This is a genomic window from Vibrio sp. 10N.247.311.13, from assembly GCF_041467595.1.
Lineage (GTDB): Bacteria > Pseudomonadota > Gammaproteobacteria > Enterobacterales > Vibrionaceae > Vibrio > Vibrio crassostreae_C.
Genome location: NZ_JBFSUX010000004.1, coordinates 47,815 through 72,397 on the forward strand (window position 1 = coordinate 47,815; position 24,583 = coordinate 72,397).

At 45.9% G+C, this 24,583-nt stretch carries 20 protein-coding genes; 14 read left to right on the forward strand and 6 right to left on the reverse strand.

Going from position 1 to position 24,583, the window contains the following annotated elements; all coding sequences use genetic code 11:
* The first annotated feature begins 232 nt into the window (after positions 1-232).
* Positions 233-625, forward strand: coding sequence for a cystatin domain-containing protein (locus AB6E52_RS02915; RefSeq protein ID WP_017066034.1), 393 nt, complete (start codon positions 233-235; stop codon positions 623-625).
* A gap of 103 nt (positions 626-728) precedes the next feature.
* Here the strand turns inward: AB6E52_RS02915 and AB6E52_RS02920 are convergent, their stop codons facing one another.
* Together AB6E52_RS02920 and AB6E52_RS02925 are read right to left on the reverse strand one after the other, a co-directional pair.
* Complete coding sequence (locus AB6E52_RS02920; protein ID WP_102321304.1) at positions 729-1,307, reverse strand: hypothetical protein; 579 nt, start codon at positions 1,305-1,307, stop codon at positions 729-731.
* A gap of 196 nt (positions 1,308-1,503) precedes the next feature.
* Entirely contained in the window at positions 1,504-3,102 is a 1,599-nt protein-coding gene (locus AB6E52_RS02925) for an isocitrate lyase (RefSeq protein ID WP_017064278.1), read from the reverse strand.
* Between the two features lie 130 nt (positions 3,103-3,232).
* On the opposite strand from AB6E52_RS02925, the gene AB6E52_RS02930 reads away from it, so the two are divergent.
* Positions 3,233-4,186, forward strand: a complete 954-nt coding sequence (locus AB6E52_RS02930) for a LysR family transcriptional regulator (RefSeq protein WP_102321305.1) — start codon at positions 3,233-3,235, stop codon at positions 4,184-4,186.
* A gap of 155 nt (positions 4,187-4,341) precedes the next feature.
* Positions 4,342-6,525 carry a malate synthase G gene (locus tag AB6E52_RS02935; protein WP_102321306.1) on the forward strand — a complete coding sequence of 728 codons (2,184 nt, stop codon included), beginning with the start codon at positions 4,342-4,344 and terminating at the stop codon, positions 6,523-6,525.
* A gap of 210 nt (positions 6,526-6,735) precedes the next feature.
* Here the strand turns inward: AB6E52_RS02935 and AB6E52_RS02940 are convergent, their stop codons facing one another.
* Together AB6E52_RS02940 and AB6E52_RS02945 are read right to left on the reverse strand one after the other, a co-directional pair.
* On the reverse strand, positions 6,736-8,163 hold the full coding sequence (locus AB6E52_RS02940; RefSeq protein WP_102321307.1) for an NAD-dependent succinate-semialdehyde dehydrogenase: 1,428 nt from the start codon (positions 8,161-8,163) through the stop codon (positions 6,736-6,738).
* A gap of 216 nt (positions 8,164-8,379) precedes the next feature.
* On the reverse strand, positions 8,380-9,168 hold the full coding sequence (locus tag AB6E52_RS02945) for an IclR family transcriptional regulator (RefSeq protein WP_102321308.1): 789 nt from the start codon (positions 9,166-9,168) through the stop codon (positions 8,380-8,382).
* A gap of 154 nt (positions 9,169-9,322) precedes the next feature.
* Here AB6E52_RS02945 and pta point away from each other — a divergent pair, with 154 nt between their 5' ends.
* Both pta and AB6E52_RS02955 read left to right on the forward strand, forming a co-directional pair.
* The gene (gene pta / locus AB6E52_RS02950; protein ID WP_102321309.1) at positions 9,323-10,396 is read left to right on the forward strand and encodes a phosphate acetyltransferase; all 1,074 of its coding nucleotides are present in this window, start codon (positions 9,323-9,325) and stop codon (positions 10,394-10,396) included.
* 66 nt (positions 10,397-10,462) lie between these two features.
* Entirely contained in the window at positions 10,463-11,227 is a 765-nt protein-coding gene (locus AB6E52_RS02955; RefSeq protein ID WP_102321310.1) for a sulfite exporter TauE/SafE family protein, read from the forward strand.
* A gap of 84 nt (positions 11,228-11,311) precedes the next feature.
* On the opposite strand, the gene AB6E52_RS02960 is transcribed toward AB6E52_RS02955, so the two are convergent.
* Both AB6E52_RS02960 and AB6E52_RS02965 read right to left on the reverse strand, forming a co-directional pair.
* Positions 11,312-13,030 (reverse strand): cobaltochelatase CobT-related protein, encoded by a 1,719-nt coding sequence (locus tag AB6E52_RS02960; protein WP_102321311.1) that lies wholly within the window; start codon positions 13,028-13,030, stop codon positions 11,312-11,314.
* 3 nt (positions 13,031-13,033) lie between these two features.
* A complete protein-coding gene (locus tag AB6E52_RS02965; RefSeq protein ID WP_102321312.1) occupies positions 13,034-14,014 on the reverse strand; it encodes an AAA family ATPase in 981 nt (326 codons plus the stop codon).
* A gap of 264 nt (positions 14,015-14,278) precedes the next feature.
* Here AB6E52_RS02965 and xsc point away from each other — a divergent pair, with 264 nt between their 5' ends.
* The 9 genes from xsc (at position 14,279) to AB6E52_RS03010 (ending at position 24,467) form a co-directional block, all read left to right on the forward strand.
* The gene (gene xsc, locus AB6E52_RS02970) at positions 14,279-16,090 is read left to right on the forward strand and encodes a sulfoacetaldehyde acetyltransferase (RefSeq protein ID WP_017057935.1); all 1,812 of its coding nucleotides are present in this window, start codon (positions 14,279-14,281) and stop codon (positions 16,088-16,090) included.
* Between the two features lie 398 nt (positions 16,091-16,488).
* Complete coding sequence (locus tag AB6E52_RS02975) at positions 16,489-17,304, forward strand: FRG domain-containing protein (RefSeq protein ID WP_102321313.1); 816 nt, start codon at positions 16,489-16,491, stop codon at positions 17,302-17,304.
* A gap of 265 nt (positions 17,305-17,569) precedes the next feature.
* The gene (locus AB6E52_RS02980) at positions 17,570-18,007 is read left to right on the forward strand and encodes a nuclear transport factor 2 family protein (protein WP_050643310.1); all 438 of its coding nucleotides are present in this window, start codon (positions 17,570-17,572) and stop codon (positions 18,005-18,007) included.
* A gap of 48 nt (positions 18,008-18,055) precedes the next feature.
* A complete protein-coding gene (locus AB6E52_RS02985; RefSeq protein ID WP_102321314.1) occupies positions 18,056-19,522 on the forward strand; it encodes an FAD-binding oxidoreductase in 1,467 nt (488 codons plus the stop codon).
* Between the two features lie 117 nt (positions 19,523-19,639).
* Positions 19,640-20,641 (forward strand): TRAP transporter substrate-binding protein, encoded by a 1,002-nt coding sequence (locus tag AB6E52_RS02990; RefSeq protein ID WP_102321315.1) that lies wholly within the window; start codon positions 19,640-19,642, stop codon positions 20,639-20,641.
* A gap of 164 nt (positions 20,642-20,805) precedes the next feature.
* Positions 20,806-21,348, forward strand: a complete 543-nt coding sequence (locus tag AB6E52_RS02995) for a TRAP transporter small permease (RefSeq protein WP_017059970.1) — start codon at positions 20,806-20,808, stop codon at positions 21,346-21,348.
* Between the two features lie 37 nt (positions 21,349-21,385).
* On the forward strand, positions 21,386-22,726 hold the full coding sequence (locus AB6E52_RS03000) for a TRAP transporter large permease (RefSeq protein ID WP_102321316.1): 1,341 nt from the start codon (positions 21,386-21,388) through the stop codon (positions 22,724-22,726).
* Positions 22,727-22,737: 11 nt separating this feature from the next.
* A complete protein-coding gene (locus AB6E52_RS03005; RefSeq protein ID WP_102321317.1) occupies positions 22,738-23,658 on the forward strand; it encodes a cache domain-containing protein in 921 nt (306 codons plus the stop codon).
* Between the two features lie 236 nt (positions 23,659-23,894).
* Positions 23,895-24,467 (forward strand): malate synthase, encoded by a 573-nt coding sequence (locus tag AB6E52_RS03010; protein ID WP_017070684.1) that lies wholly within the window; start codon positions 23,895-23,897, stop codon positions 24,465-24,467.
* The last annotated feature ends 116 nt before the right edge of the window (positions 24,468-24,583 follow it).

Genomic DNA, 24,583 nt, shown 5'->3' on the forward strand with positions numbered 1-24,583 from the left:
TGTCTGTATTATTACTCGCTTATTCTCTCGCTACTCATTTTAATGATTTAAATATCAGGTGGATAAAAGCAGAGCTCCAGTGCTCGTCTTGTTTTCCTGACAATCTCCTGTGTTTATAGAGTAGTTACACCATAATCTCTGATGAAGTGATGACATTCGAGGTTTAAGCTTGCCTGCATATGAAACATTATTGCGAGTAATCCCTCGTAAATGATTGAGGTAGAGAGAATTTATGAAGAACGTACGATTAACATCATTACTTGGAACAGCAACCTTGTTTAGTGTCGTGGCGTTAGCTGGGTGTAGTCAGAAATCAGAGGTACCAACTCAACCGCAAGAGAATGCGAACCCCATCTGCAGCACTAAAAACCTGACGGGTGGTTGGTCGCAAAGTGAGATTACACCAGAAGCTAAGCAAGCTTTAAACGCAGTTCTTGGCCAAATGAACACTTCAGCTGAGCTCAAACAGATCTTGAGTGTTCGAACTCAGGTTGTCGCGGGTTTGAATTACGCTATTGAGTTTGAAATGGATAATGGTGAAGTGTGGAACACCATCGTTTACCGTTCTCTACAAGGTGACATCGAAATGACGCAACCTGCACAGAAAGGTCTTCTGTGCTCATAGCCTAGATGCGCCAGTGTCTTGTGAGATAGGCTGATAGCAAATAAAAATGGCTCCGTATTGGGAGCCATTTTTGTTTTTAAGAAGACTGATCCACTGAACGATTTCAGTCGGCCAGCTCGGGCTCGGCTAACTCCAGAACACAAGCTCGGCTGATGTCTTCATCAATGTAGGCCATACCGAGTTTATTGAGGTAGTCCATGCGATCGGCAGTGCGAAGCTCGATGTCGGGGCCTGCAATGTTGTTGGCTTGATAAATTTCAGTGAGGTGAGACATGAATTGCTCACCCACACTCATCATCAATAGGCTCATTGCGCCTACGTCCGGTCTTACTTTAGCACGTTGCTTTTCCGATAGGTTTACCGCTAATACGATAGGCTGTTCTTCACCTTCGAAGCGAACACCTCGCTCACGAACGGTTTGTTGAGCCCAGTAGTACGCCAGTTCTTTACTCTGAGTGAGAAACACTGGCTCAACCGATTCGGTATAGTTGTTGCCGATGGTTGCCATAGTTTTTGAAGCTGCTTCGTTGAGCGCTTTGTCTCCAGAACGTTTTAAACCTTGGCCTTGAATCGAAGCCAATAAAGCTGAAGATGTGCCGTGATACCAAGTATCACCCGTCGCGAAACCATTCTCTGATAACAGTGTTTTTGCATCTTGTAGGTGTGTAGGTATTGAAGTCATAGGCACTCTCAACAAATAGGAATCTGAACAAATATGTATACAGTTAGCTTAAACAGAAGTTGTTCGGTTAACCGTGGTGTGGAACACAAATCTGAGGCTTTGAGATAAAGCTGGCAGTACAAGCTTTATCTCAAAGCCTTCCCCCGGATCTTACCTAAGTAAGAGAGAAGGACGGGGGAGGCTTTAGCGTTAGCGATTAATCAAATTGGTTCGATGTATTCGCTTCACCTGCAGCTTTTAGTGCGTTCTCACCAGCAAAGTACTCTTTGTGGTCATCACCCATGTCAGAACCAGACATGTTTTGGTGTTTAACACATGCGATGCCTTGGCGGATTTCTTTACGCTGAACATTCGCAACGTAACCTAACATGCCTTGGTCGCCGAAGTACTCTTTCGCTAGGTTGTCAGTAGACAGCGCAGCAGTGTGGTAAGTCGGTAGAGTAATCAAGTGATGGAAGATACCCGCTTCACGAGATGCATCCGCTTGGAATGTGCGAATCTTGTCATCAGCTCGTTTAGACAATTCAGTTTCGTCATATTCAGCACTCATTAGGCTAGCACGGTCGTAAGCTGAAACATCTTTACCTTCTGCTACCATCGCATCGTATGCTTGCTGACGGAAGTTTAGCGTCCAGTTGAATGATGGAGAGTTGTTGTAAACCAGTTTCGCATTAGGGTGTACTTCACGTACGCCGTCCATCATCTCTTTGATTTGACCGATGTGTGGTTTCTCAGTCTCAATCCAAAGTAGGTCAGCACCTGCATTAATTGCTTCGATACAGTCAAATACACAACGATCTTCACCAGTACCTTGGCGGAATTGGTATAAACCTGAAGGTAGACGTTTAGGTCGAACTAGCTTGCCGTCACGGTTGAAACAAACATCGCCTTCAGCCATATCAGCAACATCAATCTCTTCAACATCTAGGTATGAGTTGTAGATGTCACCTTGGTCGCCCGGCTCTTTCACTACGGCGATTTCTTTTGTTAGGCCAGCACCTTGTGAATCGGTACGAGCAACGATGATGCCGTTGTCGATGCCTAGCTCAAGGAAAGCGTAACGAAGCGCACGAAGTTTTGCGTGGAAGTCAGCGTGTGGAACCGTTACTTTGCCGTCTTGGTGACCACATTGTTTCTCGTCGGCTACTTGGTTTTCGATTTGTAGACAACAAGCTCCCGCTTCAATCATCTGCTTAGCCATTAGGTAAGTCGCTTCTGCGTTACCGAAACCAGCATCGATATCGGCAATGATTGGCACTACGTGTGTCACGTGGTTGTCGATTTTGTCTTGAATACGGTCTTGTAGGTTCACATCACCTGCTTCACGCGCAGCGTCTAGCTCACGGAATAAACCACCCAGTTCACGAGCATCGGCTTGGCGCAGGAATGTGTATAGTTCTTCTACTAGGCCTGCAACCGATGTTTTCTCATGCATTGATTGGTCTGGAAGTGGACCAAAGTCAGAGCGAAGTGCAGCAACCATCCAACCAGAAAGGTATAGGTAACGACGGTCAGTCTTGCCATCAAAGTGCTTCTTAATAGAAATCAGCTTTTGTTGGCCGATGAAACCATGCCAGCAACCCAGAGACTGAGTGTATTGAGAGCTGTCTTCGTCGTAAGCCGCCATGTCTGCACGCATGATATCTGCCGTGTATTGCGCAATATCCAGACCTGTTTTGAATTTGTTTTGAGCTCGCATACGAGCAGCAGATTCAGGGTTAATTGCATCCCATGGAGCACCAGCAGCGCTTTTTGCAACTTCAATCATTTCGATATCTTGTGTAATTTGCGACATAACTATTCCTTAGTTTCACGTGGGGTATGGTTGCCAAATTGGCTTGGATTAAAACTTTGCTATGGACAAAGAATAACCACTCATGTGATAATTTTGTTAATTTATAGTTATTATATTCGGTATTTTTCTTATGAATATTGCTCGTATAGACCTTAATTTGCTTGTGTATTTAGACATGTTGCTACGTGAAAGAAACGTTACACGAGCAGCAAATCAATTGGGTATTACTCAACCAGCCATGAGTAATGGCCTTCGCCGATTGCGTGATCTGTTTGAAGACCCGCTATTAGTGAGAACAAGTGAAGGGATGATACCGACCGAACGCGCGCACAAGTTGCAGCCACTGATTCGAAACATCTTGGCGAATGTAGAGAAGACACTGCAGCCGACCACAGAGTTTAATGCAGAAGACAGTGAACGCGTGTTTCGTATCATGGCGAGTGACTATGCAGAGTCGACCATTATTCAGCCGCTATTGAAAAAACTGAGCGAGATAGCACCGAAAATACGACTGGATATAATGACGCCAAGTGATGTGAGCTATCAGGATGTAGAGCAAGGTACCGTTGATATAATTATCAACCGATTTGACGATATTCCTCAGTCGTTTCACCAGATGAGCCTTTGGCACGACGGGTTTTCTTGCCTCTTTAGTTGTGACAACCCGATAGCCGACAATTTCGATATTTTGTCTTATTTAAAGGCGCAACATATTTGGGTAAGTAAGACTGGTATGGGAACGGGAGTCGGGATAAACCCAAGCGAAGCACAAAAGCTTGGTTGGATAGATGAAGCACTAATGCGCATTGGTAAAACCCGTAACATCACGGTGTTTACGCGACACTACTTGTCGGCGATTCTCTTCGCACAACAGAAGAACCTGATCCTGACTATTCCTACCAAAGCCGCTCAACTGCAGCGCAATAACCCTAGATTGTTGATCAAGCCTGCGCCATTTGCGATTGAACCCTTTGAGGTGAAGATGGCGTGGAGTCCATTGTTACAAACCAATTCAGACCACCAGTGGATGCGTCGTTTGATTAAAAGTGTCGCTAACGAAATCGAGAGTGGAGTAACGGAATAACACAGTTTTTAGGGTATTTTTTATATGAATATCCAATATAACCGGCATAAATTAGCTAAATTCATGTCCGTTAAGTAAGTTTAAGTCAGTAAAGTAAATTTGAGCTAGTCACGAAAATTTATTGAGTAGCCATAAATTAGTTTGAGAGAGATTTTATGAGCAGTCGTATTCAACAGGGAAGCTTGAACATTGATAGCACCCTCTACCAATTAATTAATGAGCAGGTGATTCCTGGAACAGGCATTGTCGCTGAAGACTTTTGGCAATCATTTGCAACCATCCTTGAAGATTTGGCTCCAAAAAATCGCGCATTGCTTATCAAGCGTGAAGATCTTCAACATCAAATTGACGTTTGGCACCAAGAGCGTGCTGGGCAAACGCTCGATCCTGTGGAGTACAAACAGTTCTTACAGCAGATCGGTTATTTGGTTCCTGAAGGCGATGACTTTCAAGTGACGACAGCGAGCGTAGAACCTGAGATCGCAACACAAGCAGGGCCGCAGCTTGTGGTGCCAATCATGAACGCACGCTTTGCACTTAACGCAGCCAATGCGCGTTGGGGCAGTCTATATGATGCGCTCTACGGAACGGACGTGATCAGTGAAAGTGATGGCGCGGAAAAGGGCGGAAGCTTTAACCCTGCTCGTGGCGCTAAAGTAGTGACTTATGCTCGTGAGTTCCTTGATGACGCAGCGCCATTAAACGGTGTCTCTCATAAAGACGTGACCAAATACAGCATCAGTAACGCTAGCATCGGCAATAAGCTCATAGCGACACTCGATAACGGCGAAGAAGTCACTCTCATTGATAGCGACCAGTTCATTGGCTATCAAGGTGACGCAAGTTCCCCTTCGTGCATTCTTCTTAAACACAATAATCTGCACATCGAAATTCAAATTGACCCAAGCGCACCGATTGGTAGCGTTGATGTGGCGGGTATTAAAGATGTGTTGGTCGAAGCTGCCCTAACAACCATTATGGATTGCGAAGACTCGGTTGCTGCAGTTGATGGTGAAGACAAAGCATTGGCTTACCGTAACTGGTTAGGCTTGATGAAAGGTGATCTGCAAGAATCACTAGAGAAAAACGGCAAAACTATTGTTCGTAACCTTAATCCCGATCGCCAATACACCAGCGTGACGGGTGGTGAGATTTCACTAAAAGGCCGCAGCATGTTGTTCATCCGTAATGTCGGCCACTTGATGACTAACCCTGCGATTATTGATGCCGAAGGTAATGAAGTGCCTGAAGGCATTATGGATGGCATGATCACTTCGTTAATTGCGATGCATGATTTAAAAGGCAACAGCGCGTACCAAAACTCGACTGCGAACAGTATCAACATCGTAAAACCTAAGATGCATGGCCCTGAAGAAGTCGCCTTTACTAATGAATTGTTTGGCCGTATTGAAGATGCATTAGGGCTAGATCGATTCACGATAAAAGTCGGCATCATGGACGAAGAGCGTCGTACTTCGGTTAACCTTAAAGAATGTATCCGTGCAGCTAAAGATCGTGTTGTGTTTATCAACACAGGTTTCTTAGACCGAACGGGTGATGAGATTCACACCAGTATGGAAGCGGGGCCTTTTGCTCCTAAAACACAGCTGAAAACCATGACTTGGATTGGCGCATACGAAGATCAAAACGTTGATCTTGGCTTAGCTTGTGGCCTGCAAGGTAAAGCCCAGATTGGTAAAGGTATGTGGCCAGAGCCGGATAATATGGCGAAGATGATGGACGCGAAAATCGGACATCCACAAGCGGGTGCCAATACCGCTTGGGTTCCTTCGCCAACCGCCGCAACTTTGCACGCGCTGCACTATCACAAAGTGAGTGTACCAAGCCGTCAGAAAGAGCTTCGTGAGCGAGTGAGAGCCAATGTCGATGATATTCTTACTATCCCGCTACTTGGTAATCAAAAGCTGACTGCGCAAGATATTCAAAGCGAACTGGATAACAATACCCAAGGTATTCTGGGTTACGTAGTTCGTTGGATTGACCAAGGCGTTGGTTGTTCGAAGGTACCAGATATTAACGATGTCGGCTTGATGGAAGACCGTGCCACGCTGCGTATTTCAAGCCAGCATATTGCGAACTGGTTACGTCACGGCATTTGCGAGGAAGCTCAGGTAATGAAAACCATGAAGCGTATGGCCGCAGTGGTGGATGAGCAAAACGCTGGCGACCCGAGTTACCGTAACATGGCGCCTGATTTTGAAAACAGCATTGCATTTTCAGCGGCGTGTCAGTTGGTATTCGAAGGCTGTGCTCAGCCGAGCGGTTACACCGAGCCAGTGCTGCACGCGATGCGTCTAAAACTGAAAGCGCAGGGATAGTGAAGCAACCGAATAACAAAAACAGAGAATGTAAAATACTAAAAAAAGAAACCCCCTTTAACCGAGCCCAAGGTGCCGCGCTTTTATAGCGCGGCTTTTTTTTGATTCATTTTTGTGGTGGGAAGGGGGGAGAATGGGGTAGGTTAGTGCTCACTAAGACTTAATTATTTCCGAGCCCTAATCACTGCCAGAACTTAGTTACTACCAACCTTATTTTCCGCCAAAGCAAAGATACTTAATGTCCATGTACTCATCGATGCCTTCTTTCGCACCTTCACGGCCAATACCTGATTGTTTCACACCACCGAAAGGCGCGACTTCGGTTGAGATTAGACCATCATTAATGCCGACCATACCGTACTCAAGTGCCTCTGCGATGTTCCATACTCGATGAATGTTCTGACTGTAGAAGTACGACGCTAATCCATAAATGGTATCGTTGGCCATCTCGATAAGCTCTTTGTCCGTGTCGAATTTCATCACAGGCGCGACTGGGCCAAAGATCTCTTGTTGAACGATGTCCATGCTGTGTTTTACATCTTTAAGAACAACAGGCTGAATGAAAAGCCCATTAAGCTCCTGAGTTGGCGTCACAGGCGCAGCACCTTGTTCAATCGCTCGGTTTATCAAAGCTTGGATGTTGTTCTTCGCATTCAGGCTGACAACAGGTCCAATCGTGACACCCTCATCTAAACCGTTACCAATCTTAAGCTGCTGAACCGCTTGATCGAATTTAGCCACAAACTCATCGTACACTTTACTGTGAACGTAGAATCGGTTCGCACAGACACATGTTTGACCTGCATTACGGAACTTCGACGCCATTGCGCCTTGAACGGCCGCGTCGATGTCAGCATCGTCAAACACAATAAAAGGTGCATTGCCACCGAGCTCCATAGAGGTGCGTTTGATGCCTTTTGCCGCTTGAGCCATCAAGATACTGCCCACACGGGTCGACCCAGTGAAAGAGATTTTTTTGATAAGCGGATGCGAAGTGAATAGGTTGCCCACTTGCTCTGGGCTTTCACCAAGCACTACTTGGAGCAGATCCTTAGGGATACCCGCTTGATAAGCCAATTCAACCACAGCAAACGCAGAAAGCGGTGTCTCATCTGAAGGTTTCACGACAAAGCTACAACCCGCTGCTAAGGCAGGAGCCGCTTTACGAGTGATCATTGCAATCGGGAAGTTCCATGGCGTAATCGCACATGCGACACCAATAGGCTGCTTGATGGTCACCAAGCGTTTGCCAGCGACTGTGCTAGGAATGGAATCACCATAAGTGCGCTTCGCTTCTTCTGCAAACCATTCAATGAAGCTCGCGCCATACACGACTTCACCTGTCGCCTCGGCTAACGGCTTGCCCTGTTCCATTGTCATGATTCGAGCAAGGTCATCCTTGTTTTCGAGGATCAACTGGTGCCAGCGATGAAGTAGTGCAGCACGAGATTTAGCAGGGATTTTTGCCCACTCTTTCTGCGCTACATGAGCTCGTTCGATCGCGCTCGCTAACTCTGTTTCTGATGATATCGGTGCGTTCCCGATGAGTTCATCCGTTGCTGGGTTTGTGACTGCAACTGCGTTGTTCGCTTCTGTCACCATAAAAGAGAGTAAGTGCTGGTTATCAATGTTTAGCATCGTGATTCCTTTGTCGTGATTACTTTAGACGTGTTGCTGATGTGCGGGTTGGCGAGTGTTCAGAACACTTCGACCAAATGTTGATTAGTCGCAGATTGTGGTCGTTAATTCGATAGTTTTGAAGCCCTTGTTTGCGCAAGCATTGTTTACCAAAGTAGGGCTTTCGAAATCCATGAGCAGCTAAGTCATGGACTTCGAAATTCTTTAAGAAAGTGCTTACTGCTGACTCCAATTATCAGCTTCGATCTTCGCCAGCGCTTTTGCTGCTTTTTGAAGTGCGGGCAAGAATTTTATTGCTTCGTCCGGTTTCACTCGAATTACAGGTGCTTGGATCGCTAGGCCTAGGTTTGATTGACCAGTTGGTGAGGGTATCAGCACAGCGATACAGACTAAGCCTGGTAAAAACTCTTCATCATCAATAGCAAAACCTTGGATTTTCGCTTCTTCAATGTCTTTCTCTAGAGTCGAATAGTCGGTAATCGTGTTCACGGTGTATTGAGTCAGCGGCACGTTTTCAATTAATCGTCTGCGCTGCGACTTAGACATGTGTGCTAAAAACAGTTTGCCGGTAGCCGAGCAGTGCACGGGAACGCGAGAGCCGGGGTGCAGGTGAAAGCGAAGGGGGGCTTCAGTTTCGGCACGATCGAGATAGATGATTTCGCCACTTGAAAGAGCGGTCAGGTTACAACTCTCACCGACTTCTGCTCTCAGGTTCTCAAGGATAGTGCGTCGCGCGCTGTGCATGGTGCTATTCAAAAGTAGGTTTTCGGCAAGTTTTCTGAGTCGAATACCTGAGCTGTAGTGCTTTTCGTCGCCATCTCTTTGAATGATGCCCGCCGCTTCTAACTGTTGAAGCATTCGGTGCAGCGTGGGTTTTGGCAATCCGGTCTCTTCGACTAAACCTTGCAGAGAAATAAACTCGTCTTTTTGCGCTATCACCTCTAATAGTGCAAAAAGTCGGAGGGTCGGTGTATCCCCTTGAACTGGTGGTGTTTCTGTTTGCATATAATGATCCATCCTTGCGATATGTCTATGCTTAAGAGTGTACATACCAAATCATTATTCTTCAATTATCTGAATAAAATTTGACCTTTTTTATTATTCCAATAATATAAATATAAATTATGGAACAATTAATCTCAATAAATGGAATTTAAAGATGAAGGCGATTGAACGGATTATTGATAAAGCTCATTTAGATCGTAAGCGTGTTGTTTTGAGTGAAGCGGAGGACCCGCGAGTGCTAGCTGCTGCAAGAATGGCAATCGACAAACAGCTCGCTCACATCACACTTGTGGGCGATGAATCGGCGATCATCGCTGCTGCAGAACTTCACCACATTAACCTGGCTGGCATTCATATTGTTTCTCCACAGGCGTCGTCACTCAAAGAGGTTCTCGCTGAGCGGCTGTATACATTACGAAAAGCCAAAGGCATGACCTATGATGACGCCCTAGAGCTGGTTCAAGATCCACTTGTTTTTGCCAATTTGATGGTCAGAGAGGGGCTGGTGGATGGCACAGTTAATGGTGCAGTTTATACCACGTCTGATGTGGTGCGAGCTGCGCTTCAGATTATCGGCCCCGCGCCAGACAGTGAATTGGTGTCCAGTTTCTTTCTGATGATGTTGTGTGAGCCTTTCCATAATCTTAAAGGCGGCATGATTTTCAGTGACTGTGGGTTGGTGATTAACCCCAATGAAACCGAGCTAGCATCGATTGCTGTAGCCGCATCAAACAGCGCTCAAACGCTACTGATGGAAGAACCTAAAGTCGCAATGTTGTCGTTTTCGACCAACGGCAGTGCCAAACACGAATCGGTCGATAAGGTTCGTAACGCGGCTCAACTCGTGAAACAACGTTGTCCCGGAATCGCCGTCGATCAGGATGTTCAACTCGATGCCGCGATTGTGACTGAGATTGCCGCGAAGAAGCTGCCAGATTCAGAGGTGAAAGGTCAATCGAACGTGTTGATATTCCCCAATTTAGAAGCCGGTAATATTGGTTATAAGCTTGCGGAAAGATTAGGCGGAGCAGTTGCGATTGGTCCACTGTTACAAGGGTTGAATCAACCTGCGAATGACTTATCAAGAGGGTGTAACGCACAAGACATCTTTAATGTGATCGCGGTGACCGCGGTACAAGCGCAGCAAGGAAAAACAGCAAATTCAAAGACTGACGTGGCGGCTGATTCTGAAAAAAGAGATGAATCGACATTTGATTTTAGATACTAAAATCTAGCTCCGGAAGCTGATACTCACATTCTAATCAACCCCCAAACAACCTAATTAGGATAGCTAGTGGAGTTACCTGTTTTACTCGCCATTCTTACCACTATTGCGGTAGGTACCTATTTTCAAACTGTCACCGGATTTGGCCTCGGTATCATCGTGATTGGTTTAACGGTTAGCCTTAATCTGGTTTCCTTACCCGTTATAGCCGCTGTGGTCAGTATTGTGACCTTGTTCAATTGCTTGGTTGCATTGATGGGTAAGCCACTGCTTGGGGAACTCAAGATTCTGGTGGTGTTGGTCATCGGTATTATTCCCGGCGTTTCGATGGGGGTGTACTTGCTGGACGAGTTAAGCGATTCGGCAACGCATATTCTCCGAGGACTATTGGGTGCGATGGTGCTATTCGCAGGTTTGAGTTTTATGTTCAAACCTAAAACCAGAAAGAACCGTTCGGCAACGGTAACTTTCTTGTTATCTGGTTTTAGTTCTGGGCTCGCGGGTGGGTTATTTGGGATGGCAGGTCCACCGATTGTTTATCATCTTTATCGGCAGCCTTTTACGCTCAATCTGGTGCGAAGCACACTGCTGATGGTTTTCGCTTGTACGTCGATGTCGCGTACTGTCAATGTCTACGCTGCAGGCGACATGGAACAGAGCATACTGTGGTTATCTGCTATTGCTGTTCCCTTGGTGGCGCTTGTCACGATGTTTGCTCGACGTTTCCCACCGCCGTTGTCTAATGATCAACTCAGAAAGTTAGTGTTTATTGTGTTGATGTTGATTGGTGGGTACTTGATGGCGGTCTCTGCATGGTCGTTGTTTTTGGCTTAGAACGTTTTCTTTATCAAAATTATCTTTGAAGGAGGAGGGCTTGATTCTCGTTTAATGCTTGATGACACCCTCCTCACTGACACGTCAGCGCTTTAGCATCTCAAAGATGTTCCTACATAGCCCGAACAAGCAGCTCTCTTGTACGTCCAAGGTAATGTTGTTGCGGTAATATGGGCTCAAATCCACTCCCATCCCCACACCATGAATCTCAATTCCGTTTTTGATCGACTCACGTTCAATCACTTGTTTGAGGTGGTTATCCAAATAGAACTGATCGTTGGCGGTGCTGGTGGCGGTATCCATTGGGCAGCCGTCTGAGAACACGATCAAAACCTTTCGCTGAGCAGTGTGCTGTTGCAACCGCTGGCTAGCGAACTGCACCGCTTCGCCATCAATCCCTTCTTTAAAGACATCTGCTTTACGAAGACTCGCAATGCCAAGGCGAGATCGTCTCCAATGCGTATCAAAATCCTTAAACACGATGTGCCGAACTTCGTTCAAGCGGCCTGGATGCTTTGGTTGGCCTTGTTTAAGCCACTGCCGATAGACCTTGCCACCGTTCCAGTTATTGGTCGTAAAGCCAATAATCTCGAATGGGATGTTGGCCAGTCCAACGGATTTGAGAATTGTATCAATCAGTAGGCTTAGCTTGTGACTGTGCTTTTGCATTGAGCCAGAGCAGTCCATCAAAAATGTGGTGGCACATTGATGAGATGTACCGATGTCAGGTTGATAAAAGACAGTGCTATCCAATGGCGATGTGACGAGCTTGGTGATGGTGGTGGCGTTAACAATGCCTTCTTCTAAATGGTCCTGACGTCGGTTCCTCTGTGGTGTGGCAACAAAGCTAGTAAGCATAGCGGCTAAACGGCGAGTGTTGACTTGTCTCGCCATGATGTCATCGGTTAGCTTTTGTCTCAGTTCGAGTAATAGGGTACGCCTGACGAGTTTGTCTGCGGCGATGACTTGATCAAATTCTGAATTAAAGACCTGATAATTGGCGCCCGACAACTTGAATACCTTGCTACTGCCTGTGATGTCGGTATCGACGTCTTGATCTTGAATGTCTCCATCAACGATAAGGGCAAGCTGTGCAAGGATCTTGATGTCTTCTTCAACGGTTGGTGTGGGTGAGTTATCACTTTCCTGTTCTTGGATGATTAACTCTTGTGCAAGGGCTGCAAGCTCATTGGCACTGTGTGCAAACTGTTCTTGGTCTGTTCTATGTTGCTTTAAGCGTTTAAAGCTGTGACCGAAGGTAGGCACGATGCCGGCGCGAGTCGATTCAATGGTCTCAGCAATGGGTTCCGAAACCGGAACACCGGTTAAGCGGGTGTGGATGACTTGCATCAGAGTAAACAGCAACATGCCTATTCGTGATTCGGTGAAGCCATTCTGATGATATTGGTCGCTCCAATACGCAAAGTTGAATTGGATGCTAGTGGTCACGCCTTTTAGATAAGGTGGGACTTGAGATTCAACTCGAACCTGTTCGCAGAAGTCGTAAAGCAGGCGTTCTATCTCGTTTTGAGGGCGCAATGAATAATGGAGGTCAGCGTCTGAAAGTAATAATCGCAGTGCCGATGAATCGATCTTGCCTTGCATCGATAGCTTGCTGTTTTTTAGCTCGTGGCGAGACACAAAGGTGAGATCGTTAGTATGCGCAGACTGATAATAGCAGGGGCTATTGCCTTTATAGAGACGTTCTCCCCGATAATTCAGACTCAACTCACCGCTGATCGCTCTGGCGACAGACACACCAATATCGAGGATCTTTTTCTGCTGGGAAGAAACATTGGCCATGGTTTACGACTCCGAGTGCGAATAGTTTTGAGTAGGCGTTTCCAAGGCTTCACCAAAGCAACGGAAATAGTATTCGCTAACCAGCTCTTTCTCTTCGTCTTCACAGCGATTTAAGAATGACAACCTAAATGCGGTGGCTACATCATCGAATATTTGGATGTTTTCAGCCCAAGTGAGCACCGTTCGCGGAGACATCACCGTTGAAAGGTCACCAGCCCTAAACCCGTTACGCGTTAATCCTGCGGTGGCGATCATTTTCTCGACCAGTTGTCGACCACTTTCATTATTCAGTTCCGGAAGCTTAGATAACACGATCTTGGTTTCATGTTGTGGGTCTAAATAGTTGAGCGTAGCGATGATGTTCCATCTATCTAACTGACTGTGGTTAAGCACTTGAGTACCCGAATACAAACCTGAAAAATTACCCAAGCCAAGCGTGTTGCACGTAGCAAACAGGCGGAAAGAAGGGTGGGGAGTGATCACGCGGTTTTGCTCTAAAGAGGTGTATTTGCCGTCTTGCTCTAAGAGTTGTTGAATCACAAACATTACATCAGGTCGTCCTGCATCGTATTCGTCTAATACCAGAGCTATGGGTTGCTGGATACTCTGTGGAAGAATGCCTTCTTTAAATTCTGTCACCTGCATTCCATCTTTAATGACGATGCTGTCCTTTCCTATGAAATCCAATCGGCTTAAGTGCCCGTCTAGGTTGATCCTCAAACACGGCCAGTTCAATCTCGCGGCGATTTGTTCAATGTGGGAAGACTTGCCCGTTCCGTGTGTACCTTGTATCAACGTGCGGCGATTAGAAGTGAAGCCCGCCAATATGGCTAGCGTTACTTCAGGATCAAAACAGTAGTTAGGATCGACCTTGGGTACATACTCTCCCGCATGTTCAAACGCCAATACGGTTAGGTTGCTGTCGATGCCAAAACACTCTCTCACACTTATTGGTTGTGTTGGTATCAATTCCGCATCATTCATTTTTCTTCCCTCTTAATAGCTTCCATGACTGCCGCGATGGGCGGTATGTCATCGATTATTAACAGCTCACTCTAAGTTAACGGCACTTTTTGTACGAAAAACTATCAATAATGTGATCCAGTTTTATTAATTAGAATGAATTGTTCCAATTTAATATAAAAAGTTGACGCGCAAAAAATCTACTACTAAGGTGAAAATGAATTCAAAAAAGAGACGATTCATTCCGAAAAATGAAATTTTGGTTAACTCAAGGAGAATGGAAGAATGAGTGAGCAAGAAAAACGTACGGTTGTTTCCGGCACAGTAACAATGACACCATCAGAAGCGTTCGTTGAAACTATGGTTGCTAATGATGTTACCGACATGTTCGGCATCATGGGGTCAGCATTTATGGACGCAATGGATATCTTTGCTCCTGCTGGCATTCGATTGGTCCCAGTGGTTCACGAGCAAGGTGCTGCTCACATGGCAGATGGTTACTCTCGTGTATCTGGTCGCCATGGTGTGGTTATCGGGCAGAATGGCCCAGGTATTAGTAACTGTGTAACTGCGATTGCAGCGGCATTCTGGGCACACAGCCCGGTCGTGATTGTGACGCCAGAGACTGGCACAAAAACAATGGGCTTAGGTGGTTTCCAAGAGTGTAACCAACTTCCAATGTTCCAAGAGTTTACTAAGTATCAAGGACACGTAACGCACCCAGACCGTATGGCGGAATACACAGGCCGATGCTTCGATCGCGCAATGAGCGAAATGGGGCCAACTCAACTGAACATTCCACGTGACTACTTCTACGGTGAAACTCAAACCGAGATCCCTAAACCCGCGCGTTTAGACCGTGGTCCAGGTGGTGAAAAATCTCTGAATGAAGCGGCAGACCTGATTGCTGAAGCGAAATTCCCAGTCATCATCTCTGGTGGTGGCGTGGTAATGGCAGATGCCGTTCAAGAGTGTGCAGCGTTGGCAGAAAGACTGGGCGCACCCGTTGTGAACAGCTACCTGCACAATGACTCGTTCCCTGCTAGTCACCCATTATGGTGTGGTCCTTTAGGTTACCAAGGTTCGAAAGCAGCAATGAAGTTGATGGCTCAAGCGGATGTGGTTATCGCTTTGGGTACACGTCTTGGTCCATTTGGTACGTTGCCTCAACATGGTATGGACTACTGGCCGAAGAATGCGAAAATCATTCAGATTGATGCAGACAACAAGATGCTAGGTCTGGTTAAGAAGATTTCAGTTGGTATCTGTGGTGATGCGAAAGCAGCTGCGGTTGCTCTATCTGAAAGATTGGAAGGCCGTGCACTGTTGTGTGATGACAATAAAGGCGCTCGCCAAGATACAGTCGCAACAGAGAAAGCACTTTGGGAAAAAGAGCTTGATGAGTGGACACACGAACGTGACTCTTTCAGCTTGGATATGATTGAAGAAAACTCACACGAGACTCCGTTCTCTGGTGGTGAATACCTACATCCACGCCAAGTACTGCGTGAGCTAGAAAAAGCGATGCCAGAAGACGTAATGGTCTCAACCGATATCGGTAACATCAACTCGGTGGCAAACAGCTATTTACGCTTTGAAAAACCACGTAGCTTCTTTGCGGCAATGAGTTTTGGTAACTGTGGTTACGCGTTCCCAACTATTATTGGCGCGAAAGCCGCGGCACCTCATCGCCCAGCTATCTCTTATGCAGGCGACGGTGCGTGGGGCATGAGCCTGATGGAAACCATGACATGTGTTCGTCATAACATTCCAGTGACAGCTGTGGTATTCCACAACCGTCAATGGGGGGCAGAGAAGAAGAACCAAGTCGACTTCTACAACCGACGCTTTGTTGCTGGTGAGCTAGATAACCAAAGCTTTGCTGAAATCGCACGAGCAATGGGCGCTGAAGGTATCACGGTTGATAAGCTAGAAGATGTAGGTCCAACCTTGCAAAAAGCCATCGACATGCAGATGAACGAAGGCAAAACAACCATCATTGAAATCATGTGTACTCAGGAATTGGGCGACCCGTTCCGCCGAGATGCGCTATCAACACCGGTTCGTTTCCTAGATAAATACAAAGATTACGTATAAGCCATAGGAAGTTTGTCCGGCCACGGTATTTTCGAGAGTGTTAACGAAAGTGCAATCGAGAATGTGGTCGGGCAATACGAACGGGTATTGGCAATGTACTTAAGTGAATACCGCCAACCCGTATTTCAATAGTTCTTAGTCAAACGTTAGAACACGAATTAAATGACTGTTGTACATATAAGTGTTTTTAGTTATATAAACTTTGTCGTTCCTTATTAATCGACCCTTAGCTAATTGCTCTTTAGTTAATGGTTTTATAACTGCTAGTTATTGATGAGGATATATGGTCATTGATAAAGATATATAGCTATTACCATTTTAAAATCATTCGTAACGATACTGACTAACCATAATAGTTAATTTTGATTGCAATAAATTTAAATTAAGCGACCTATTACATGCATGCTGTGAACAATAAATGGTATATAAGCTCACTCGAAGAGCTGTATGAAATAATCGATTCACTTATCTCGGGGTGTAGTGGAGAGCGTGGTTTAATTTATAACGTGTGTGATTATGAAAACCGTAATCTGATGCCAAGCTTAGGCCGGTCAAATCGTAAAAACATTCGCCGTGTCGAACAAGAGTTGCTTTCAACCGTGAGAGTTTACGGTGGGCATTCACTGAGTTCACACGAGATAAACGATTGGTTATTGATGTGCTTAGCCAAGAAGCAGGGGTTTCCAACCCGGTTACTTGAATGGACAGATAGCCTGATTAATGCGTTGTGGTCTGTGTGCCATAGCCAAAGTAAAGACTGCATCAATATTGTTAAAGCGATTAATTATCATAGGGTTAGTGTTTTTAACTCACCCTATGAACTTGAAAGAACTCAGATCTTTAAAGTGGCGGACTGCGATAAGCAGGAGCAACGAACGGATAAGTGGTATTCCATTCATCCATTTAAGGACGGCAGTAATGATGCCATTCAGCCTTTGTACGATGAGAAAGAATATTCAAACGGTCTAGTATCCGTTCATATTCTTCCGTCAGCGAAAGTAAACCTGATAAAGGAGTTAATATCCATGAATGTTTTAAATGAACCGACTGATTATATCGAAGAGAAGCTAACCGATATAAAAAATGAAGCCCATGTAGATAACAATCAAGTTATTAATAAAGGTGAGGGTAATATTGAATTACAAGTGAATACCCATAACCGTAAACTTGAGCAGTATGGCCGAAAGTACCATCAAGATTTTGACTTCGACTAAAGGCTAATATCTATATCAATTTAAATTAGTTTTAGACTTAACGTAGTTGTTTTTCTGGTAAATAAAATTAGAACACTAATTAGTTTATAAAAAGATGAAATCTGTGAGCTTAGAGATTGTTTATAAAGCAACTCGAAGTTAGAGTGGCGAAGCTTGTTATCAAGTTGTTAAATTTCCACAAATCTAGTTTAAACACTCTAATAAAAAAGTGGCGCAAAGCCACTGAAATTTAAACCAATAACGAAAACATAAAGGATTCTGGAATATGAATATGCAAACCAATGCAGCGACATTCGTGCTGGAAAACCAAGTCGACACCGCCTTTTTACAGTCTTTCAGTGATGCGTGGAATAACCACGACATCGAAGCACTGATGTCGTTTATGACTGAAGACTGTGTCTTCCACACCGTGGCAGGTGAAGGCTTGCTTGGAAATACTATTGAAGGGTACGAAGCCGTTCGCAATAGCTTTGAATTGGTTTGGCAGAACTTTCCAGATGCAGCTTGGAGCGATCCTGTCCATTTTGTGTGTGGTGACCGCGCGGTGAGTGAATCGACGTTCTCTGCGACTAATCCTGATGGCAGCATCATCGAAGCTCGCATGGTCGACGTGTTTACCCTGAAAGATGGAAAAATCAGCGTAAAAAATGCCTTCCGTAAAACACGACCTCTTTTGACTCCCAACAATACTCCCAAGAGCTAGACACGAAACCACAACCCGTTCACGTGTTATGACTAGGAGAGTCGAATTATGAGTTTAGTAATGGAACAACCGGCAGCCGATGTGTCGCCAAAGGTGAAAAGCACCCAAGCACAAGAAAGTACCCAAGCAAAAGATAAATACGATCCAAAATACGATCCACTTAAAGACAAGAGCCCAGGTCACGGTAAGGAATACGCACCAACGTACTGGGTAGATACGGCAGGCGCGCCACCTGAAGATGATGGTCCAATTACATCGGATATGGATGTTGATGTGGCGATAATCGGTTCAGGCTACACGGGCCTAAGCACCGCGATACACCTTGCTGAAATGTACGGTATTAAAGCGACAGTGATTGAAGCCAACCGTTTGAGTTGGGGATGCAGCACCCGAAATGGTGGTCAGGCACAGTGTGCTTCAGGGCGTTTGAAGCGTTCTCAGTGGATTGAACGCTGGGGATTAGAAACTGCGCTAAAAATGCACCGCGAATGCGTCGATGGCATGAACACCTTTAAGTCTCTAATCAAAGACATTGATTGTGACCCACAACCGGGCGGCCACTTATACGTTGCTCACCGTCCAAAAGTGATGGCAACACTCGAGAAAGAAGCCAAGTTGCTGCGTGACACGTTCGATTACGATGCGCAGATCTTAGATGCGGAAACCGTAAAGCGTGATTACGTTGGTGACCAAGAAGCGGCAGGCGCAATGCATGAGCCAGAAGGTATTGGCATCCATGCAGGGAAACTGGCGTTTGGTTATCTAAGAAAGGCGAGAGCACTCGGCGTAAAAGTTCACCCAGCAAGCCCTGTGATGGGGTGGGAAACTCGTGGCGGTGTGCATTACCTGAAAACGCCAGGTGGTGTGGTAAAGGCGCGTTCTGTCGGTGTTTGCACGGGTGGCTACACCAGCCAAGGTCTACATTCCGAGCTTAAGAACCGCCTGTTGCCAGTGCTTTCTAACTCGATGGTGACACGTCCGCTAACTCAAGACGAAATCGCCGCGTGTAACTTCAAAACTAATCAGGTGATTACAGATACCCGAATCCTGCGCCATTACTACCGTCTGCTACCGGATAACCGAGTCCAGATTGGGACGCGCAGTGCCATCAGTGGCAAGAATGCACCTGAAAAGAAATACGAAGACATGTTGAGAGCGGATTTAACTCGAAAATTCCCGTCTCTCGATCAGATCAAAATCGACTACTCATGGTGGGGCTGGGTGGATGTTAGCCACGACATGATGCCGAGAATCTATCAGCCGAATCCAAAGCAATCCATCTTCTACGCACTGGGTTATGGCGGTAATGGCGTGATGTACTCCGCTCAAGCAGGTAAGCGCCTCGCTCAGTGGATTGCAGGTGAAGGCCACAAGTTGGACTTGCCAATTTTTGAATCAAAACTTCCGTTCCCCAACGTGAGGGAAGTGGTGGAATCAGAGATGTTTGCACCGTTTCGAAGAATGGGGCAGCGGTTCCTTTATCAATGGTATTCGTTAAAGGATGAAAGGCTGTAACTACCCGAACATTGTTTCCAAAATAGGGAAATAGAATTACGACCGGGAAAGTTGTACCAGGTCACCTTGTGAGCAAAGTACAGGCAGGACGTCTGTATGATAGGAAAGGTTAAGACTATGAAATTGATTAAAAATAAAATTATTGCTGGTGTCACTATTGTAGCAACAGCGGTGTTATCTCATACCGCGGCAGCAGCGAATTTTAAAATGGCTATCGGCGATGCTGCTGGTGGTACGCAGTGGGAATTAGCGACCTCATTCTCTGAACTGATGGAGCAAAAAACAGACGGTAAAGTGAAAATCGACCTGTTCCCGAATGGCCAATTAGGCAATGAGCAAGACACCGTCAACGACGCGGCAATCGGCCTTCTCGACTTCTCTGTATTGGCGATCAACAACGTGACGCCTTTCTCTCCTACGGTTGGTCTATTGACCATGCCTTACGTCATTCAAAGTGCAGAAGAAGCGGTGCTATTAACTCAAGGCCAAGTAGGTCAAGACCTTGTCGATAACACGATTCGTGATGCAGGTGTTCGCATCGTAGGTTGGGCTTATTCTGGTTTTAGGGTTCTAACCAACTCTAAAAAATCAGTGGCTTCGCCAGCAGACCTTAAAGGGTTAGTGATTCGCGTCCCTCGTAACGAAATTATGATTGCTTCGTACCAAGCATGGGGTGTAAACCCAACACCAATGGCGTGGTCTGAGACTTTCACTGGCCTGCAACAAGGCGTGGTAGATGGACAAGATAACCCTTACATCACAGTCCACGCGATGAAGTTCAACGAAGTACAAAAGTACGTGACCAACATTCGCTACATTTTCTCTCTAGAACCTCTAATCGTGAGTGAAACGGTCTTCCAACAACAGACACCTGAAATGCAAAAGATCATCCTTGAAGCAGGTCAGGAAGCGACAGAGCACAGCTTTGCTTATCTAGAAAACACAGAAAACAAGATTCGCGAAGAGCTACAAGCGAAAGGCATGGTATTCACAGACCCAGCAGACAACGAGCAAGAGTGGATCAGCAAGGTGACTAAGTCAGTTTGGCCTAAGTTCTACTCAAGTATTGGAGGCAAAGACAAGCTAGACGACGTTCTTGAGTTACTAGGTAGAAAGTAACGATTAGATTCGCCCTATCTGCTGTTCTGCGCTACTTAATCACCTAGCTATAGAACAGTGAGATAGGGCATTTACATGGCTGTACTCGTTGATCTGTTCTGTACCTGATCTTTTTAGGACCGTGAGCGACTGGTTGTCATGTGGAAATCAACATTGGAGGTTATATGTCAGTCGCTAAAACAATAAAAACGCACCTAAACAACATTGAGGAATATACCTGTTGTCTGCTGCTCGCAAGCTTTGTCCTATTGCTGTTTACACAAATCCTTACTCGTCAGTTCTTTGATTACTCTATCCCTTGGGGGGATGAGGTCGCTACTTACATGTTCGTTTGGTTTGCCTATCTAGGGGCTGTTGTTGCGGCCAAGATGTCGGCGCACAACCGAGTGAGCTTTCACTTTAAATTCTTTCCGCCAATCGTGCAGACCGTGAGTGAAACCATCGCTGACTTCTTATGGCTCTGTTTCAACGGCTACTTCGTTTACCTCAGCTACGACTTCGTGTTCAACAAAATGAATCTGTTTTGGAAGTCTCAGACTACAGGTATCCCGATGAAGTACTTCTACATGATTTTACCTATCGCGTTTTCACTGATGATGATTCGAATTATCTGGAACAACTATGAGCGTTTATTCAAAGGCGCAACCAACGAAGATCCAGAAGTCAAAGAGCTGCGCAAAATGACGGCACAAAAGTCAGCGCAATAGTCATCACAGAGAATAGTCGTAATAGAGAGATGTAATAATGGAATCCTATTTAACTCTAATTTTATTTGGTGGCTTTTTAACGCTGTTAATTCTGGGCGCACCAATCACAGTATCACTGGCTGGCGCTTCGATGGCGGCCTATATGTTGCTCGACAAAAATCCCATCGCTTTAGTACAAATCGCGTTTACCTCGGTGGGTAACTTCCCGCTAATGGCCCTGCCAGCCTTTGTTCTTGCGGGTGCATTAATGGAGGCGGCGGGTATCTCCAAACGTCTGGTGGATATCGCCGAAAGCTTAGCGGGTCCCGTAACAGGTGGCCTTGGCGCAGCAACGGTAATGGCGTGTCTTTTCTTTGGTGCTATCTCGGGTTCAGGCCCTGCAACCACCGCTGCGGTAGGCATGCTAATGGTGCCTGCGATGGTCAAGCGTGACTACGATAAGAGCTACGCATCGGCAGTTACTGCTGCATCTGGTGGCTTGGGCATTATCATCCCACCATCCATTCCCTTGGTTATCTTTGGTATCTCCGCAATGGGCTTAATGGCGCCACCGGAAGCCATTGCTCAACACGGCCAGTTTGCTTCTTTGTCTATTCCAAAACTGTTTGTTGCTGGGGTTGTACCGGGCTTCATCATGGCTTCGACGCTGGTGGTAACCAACTACTTCATTGCTAAGCGAGAAGGCTATAAAGGGTTGACTGAAACCTGGTCGTTTGGCGATGTAAGGCACTACTTGCGCCGCGGTTTATGGTCGATATTAGCGCCGTTCTTGATTCTCGGAGGTATCTACAGCGGTATGTTCACACCAACAGAGTCAGCGGTTGTGGCAATTTTCTATTCGCTGTTTGTGGGTGTGTTTATTCACCGAGAGTTATCGTTTAAAAGCACCATCAAATCATTATCGACAACCACATGGATTACCGGGCGTGTGTTGCTGATTCTATTCGCTGCAACGGTATTTGGTCGCTTGTTAATCGAACAAAAAATTCCGGTCGTGGTGGCAGAGTCATTACTAGGTTTCACTGACAACATGTATATGGTGTGGGCACTGACTATTGTGCTATTGCTTTTCGTCGGCATGTTCATGGAAACGTTAGCCGCGATCATGATTATCGTGCCAGTGCTATTGCCTATTATGTACATGCTAGGCGCGGATCCAACCCACGTAGGTATTGTGGTGGTGTGTACGTTGTCGATAGGTTTTGCTACACCGCCGCTCGGCGAAAATATCTTTGTCGCCTCGGGGATTGGTGGCTCTACGGTTGAGCAGATCACCGCGAAGATCCATCCCTTTGTACTTGCATCTGTCGTGGGCGTTTTCGTTATCGCTTTCTTCCCACAAATCACGCTTTGGCTACCGTCCTTAGTCGGCTATTAGGAGACACAACGATGAATCTATCCAGAATCATCCTTATTGGCTGCGCCTTGTTTGCTGTGGTCAGCGGCATTGGATTGCGTGCAGAGCATTCAGAAGTCGAGAAAGAGATTAAGCCAGTCAATGTGCTCGATATTTCTGAGCCACATGTGGTCAGTGACGCTGAAAGAATAGCTAAAACCTTGCTTGCGAAAGCGGTGGTGCACGTTCAAAAAGAAGGTGACGACAGCGTGAAAGACTTCATGAGTGATGCCGAATACATAGACGGTGAGCTATACGTGTTTGCACTCGGAATTGATGGTCAATTTCTTGCCAGTGGCGGCTCTTCCATGGTGCTGGTGGGCGACAGTGTATTGGACACACAAGATGTTTACGGCAATCCTTTTTTCCGTGAAATGATCACCAAAGCGGTACACAAGGGTTTTGGTGAAGTGAAGTATCACTGGACCAACCCGACCGATCGCATGGGTGAGCCGAAAACCACTTTCTTCGAGCGTGTCGGCGATGTAATCGTGGCGGTGGGGTATTACCCAGAACGTTCCAGTGCTGCAGAAGCTAAGCGATTATTGGCGAGAGCGATGACCGCAATAGTAGAGTCTGAGCAAGACAGCATTACTGAGTTCAATAATAGTGAAGGCAGCTTTGTTGAAGGGGACTTGTATGTGTTTGTGATGGATATGAGCTCTGGAAAGTTGCTGGCGCATGGGGTCTCTCCTGAGCTAGTTGGGCGTTCGCACAGCGAGATTCTAAGTCCTGACGATAAACCGATTCTCACTGAGATGTTAAATCTAGCCAAAGAAAATGGTCGTGGCGTTTACACCTATCGATGGTTAAATCCGCTGTCGAGCAAAGTGGAAACTAAGCACACTTACTATCGAGTTATCGACAATAAGTTGGTTGGGGTGGGTTATTACACAAATTCAAACAACACGTAAACGCGTTTCTACGGAACCCTCAACCCAGTTAAATAAAGGGCTGGGGGCTCGAAATGCCGGTTTGTGTAAAAAAGCAATTTAGTAAAATTCACACTGTGTAATTTTTGTTGTGAAATTGTTTCAAAAATAACAGTAGTATGAAAAACATGGAAACCACACAGTAAAGAACAATTTTGAAAAGGGTCTATTGGGATGTTTGACCTAAATGAAATTTAAAGCCGTACGAGGGATAGACTATGAATATGCTGACACTAGACAAAACAGAACTTCACAGAAACCATTCAACATTTATTGCTGAAGCTGTCTTTGCCGTCGAAATGGTGAAAGCAGACAAGCAACTCGAAAAACAGAAAATGGCGAAACAGTTGCTTGATACTTTATTTCCTCTTGAGGCGGGTTCACACGAAGACGCGGTGAGCTACGAGATTGATTACCGACATGTTCAGGTTTACTTCAAAAACGGTGAGCACACCGGCCTAAAACGCGCTAAACACTTTGTAGCTTACACAGGTGATAAATCTAAGCCTTCAGCAATCCTATTCCGTGATGAAAGCGGTACGCACGTTGAAGTGACAATCGGCGCTCGTAAAGGCACAGGCCGTCTGGAGTTGGTTGATATTCAAGATATCCAATTAGAGACGTGCACTACGTTTGGTCAAACTGAGGCCAGCCGTTCTTCTGGCATCCGTCACTGGGTGAGCTTAGTAAAAGGCGATGAAAGTGGCCGCCCGAATGCATCAAGTGAAGACAAAGAGTTCACTGCGAAAAATGGTGAAGACTATAACCTAGGTTTTTGCTTCGCAATCTAACGAACTGTCTTTGAAATGTGCAGTGCTGATCTGTGAGACGCAGCGCTGACATTTAGCACTGATTTCTCTTTTACCTTTGGTAACTTTCCCCGCCCCTATAGCGGGGCTTTTTTATT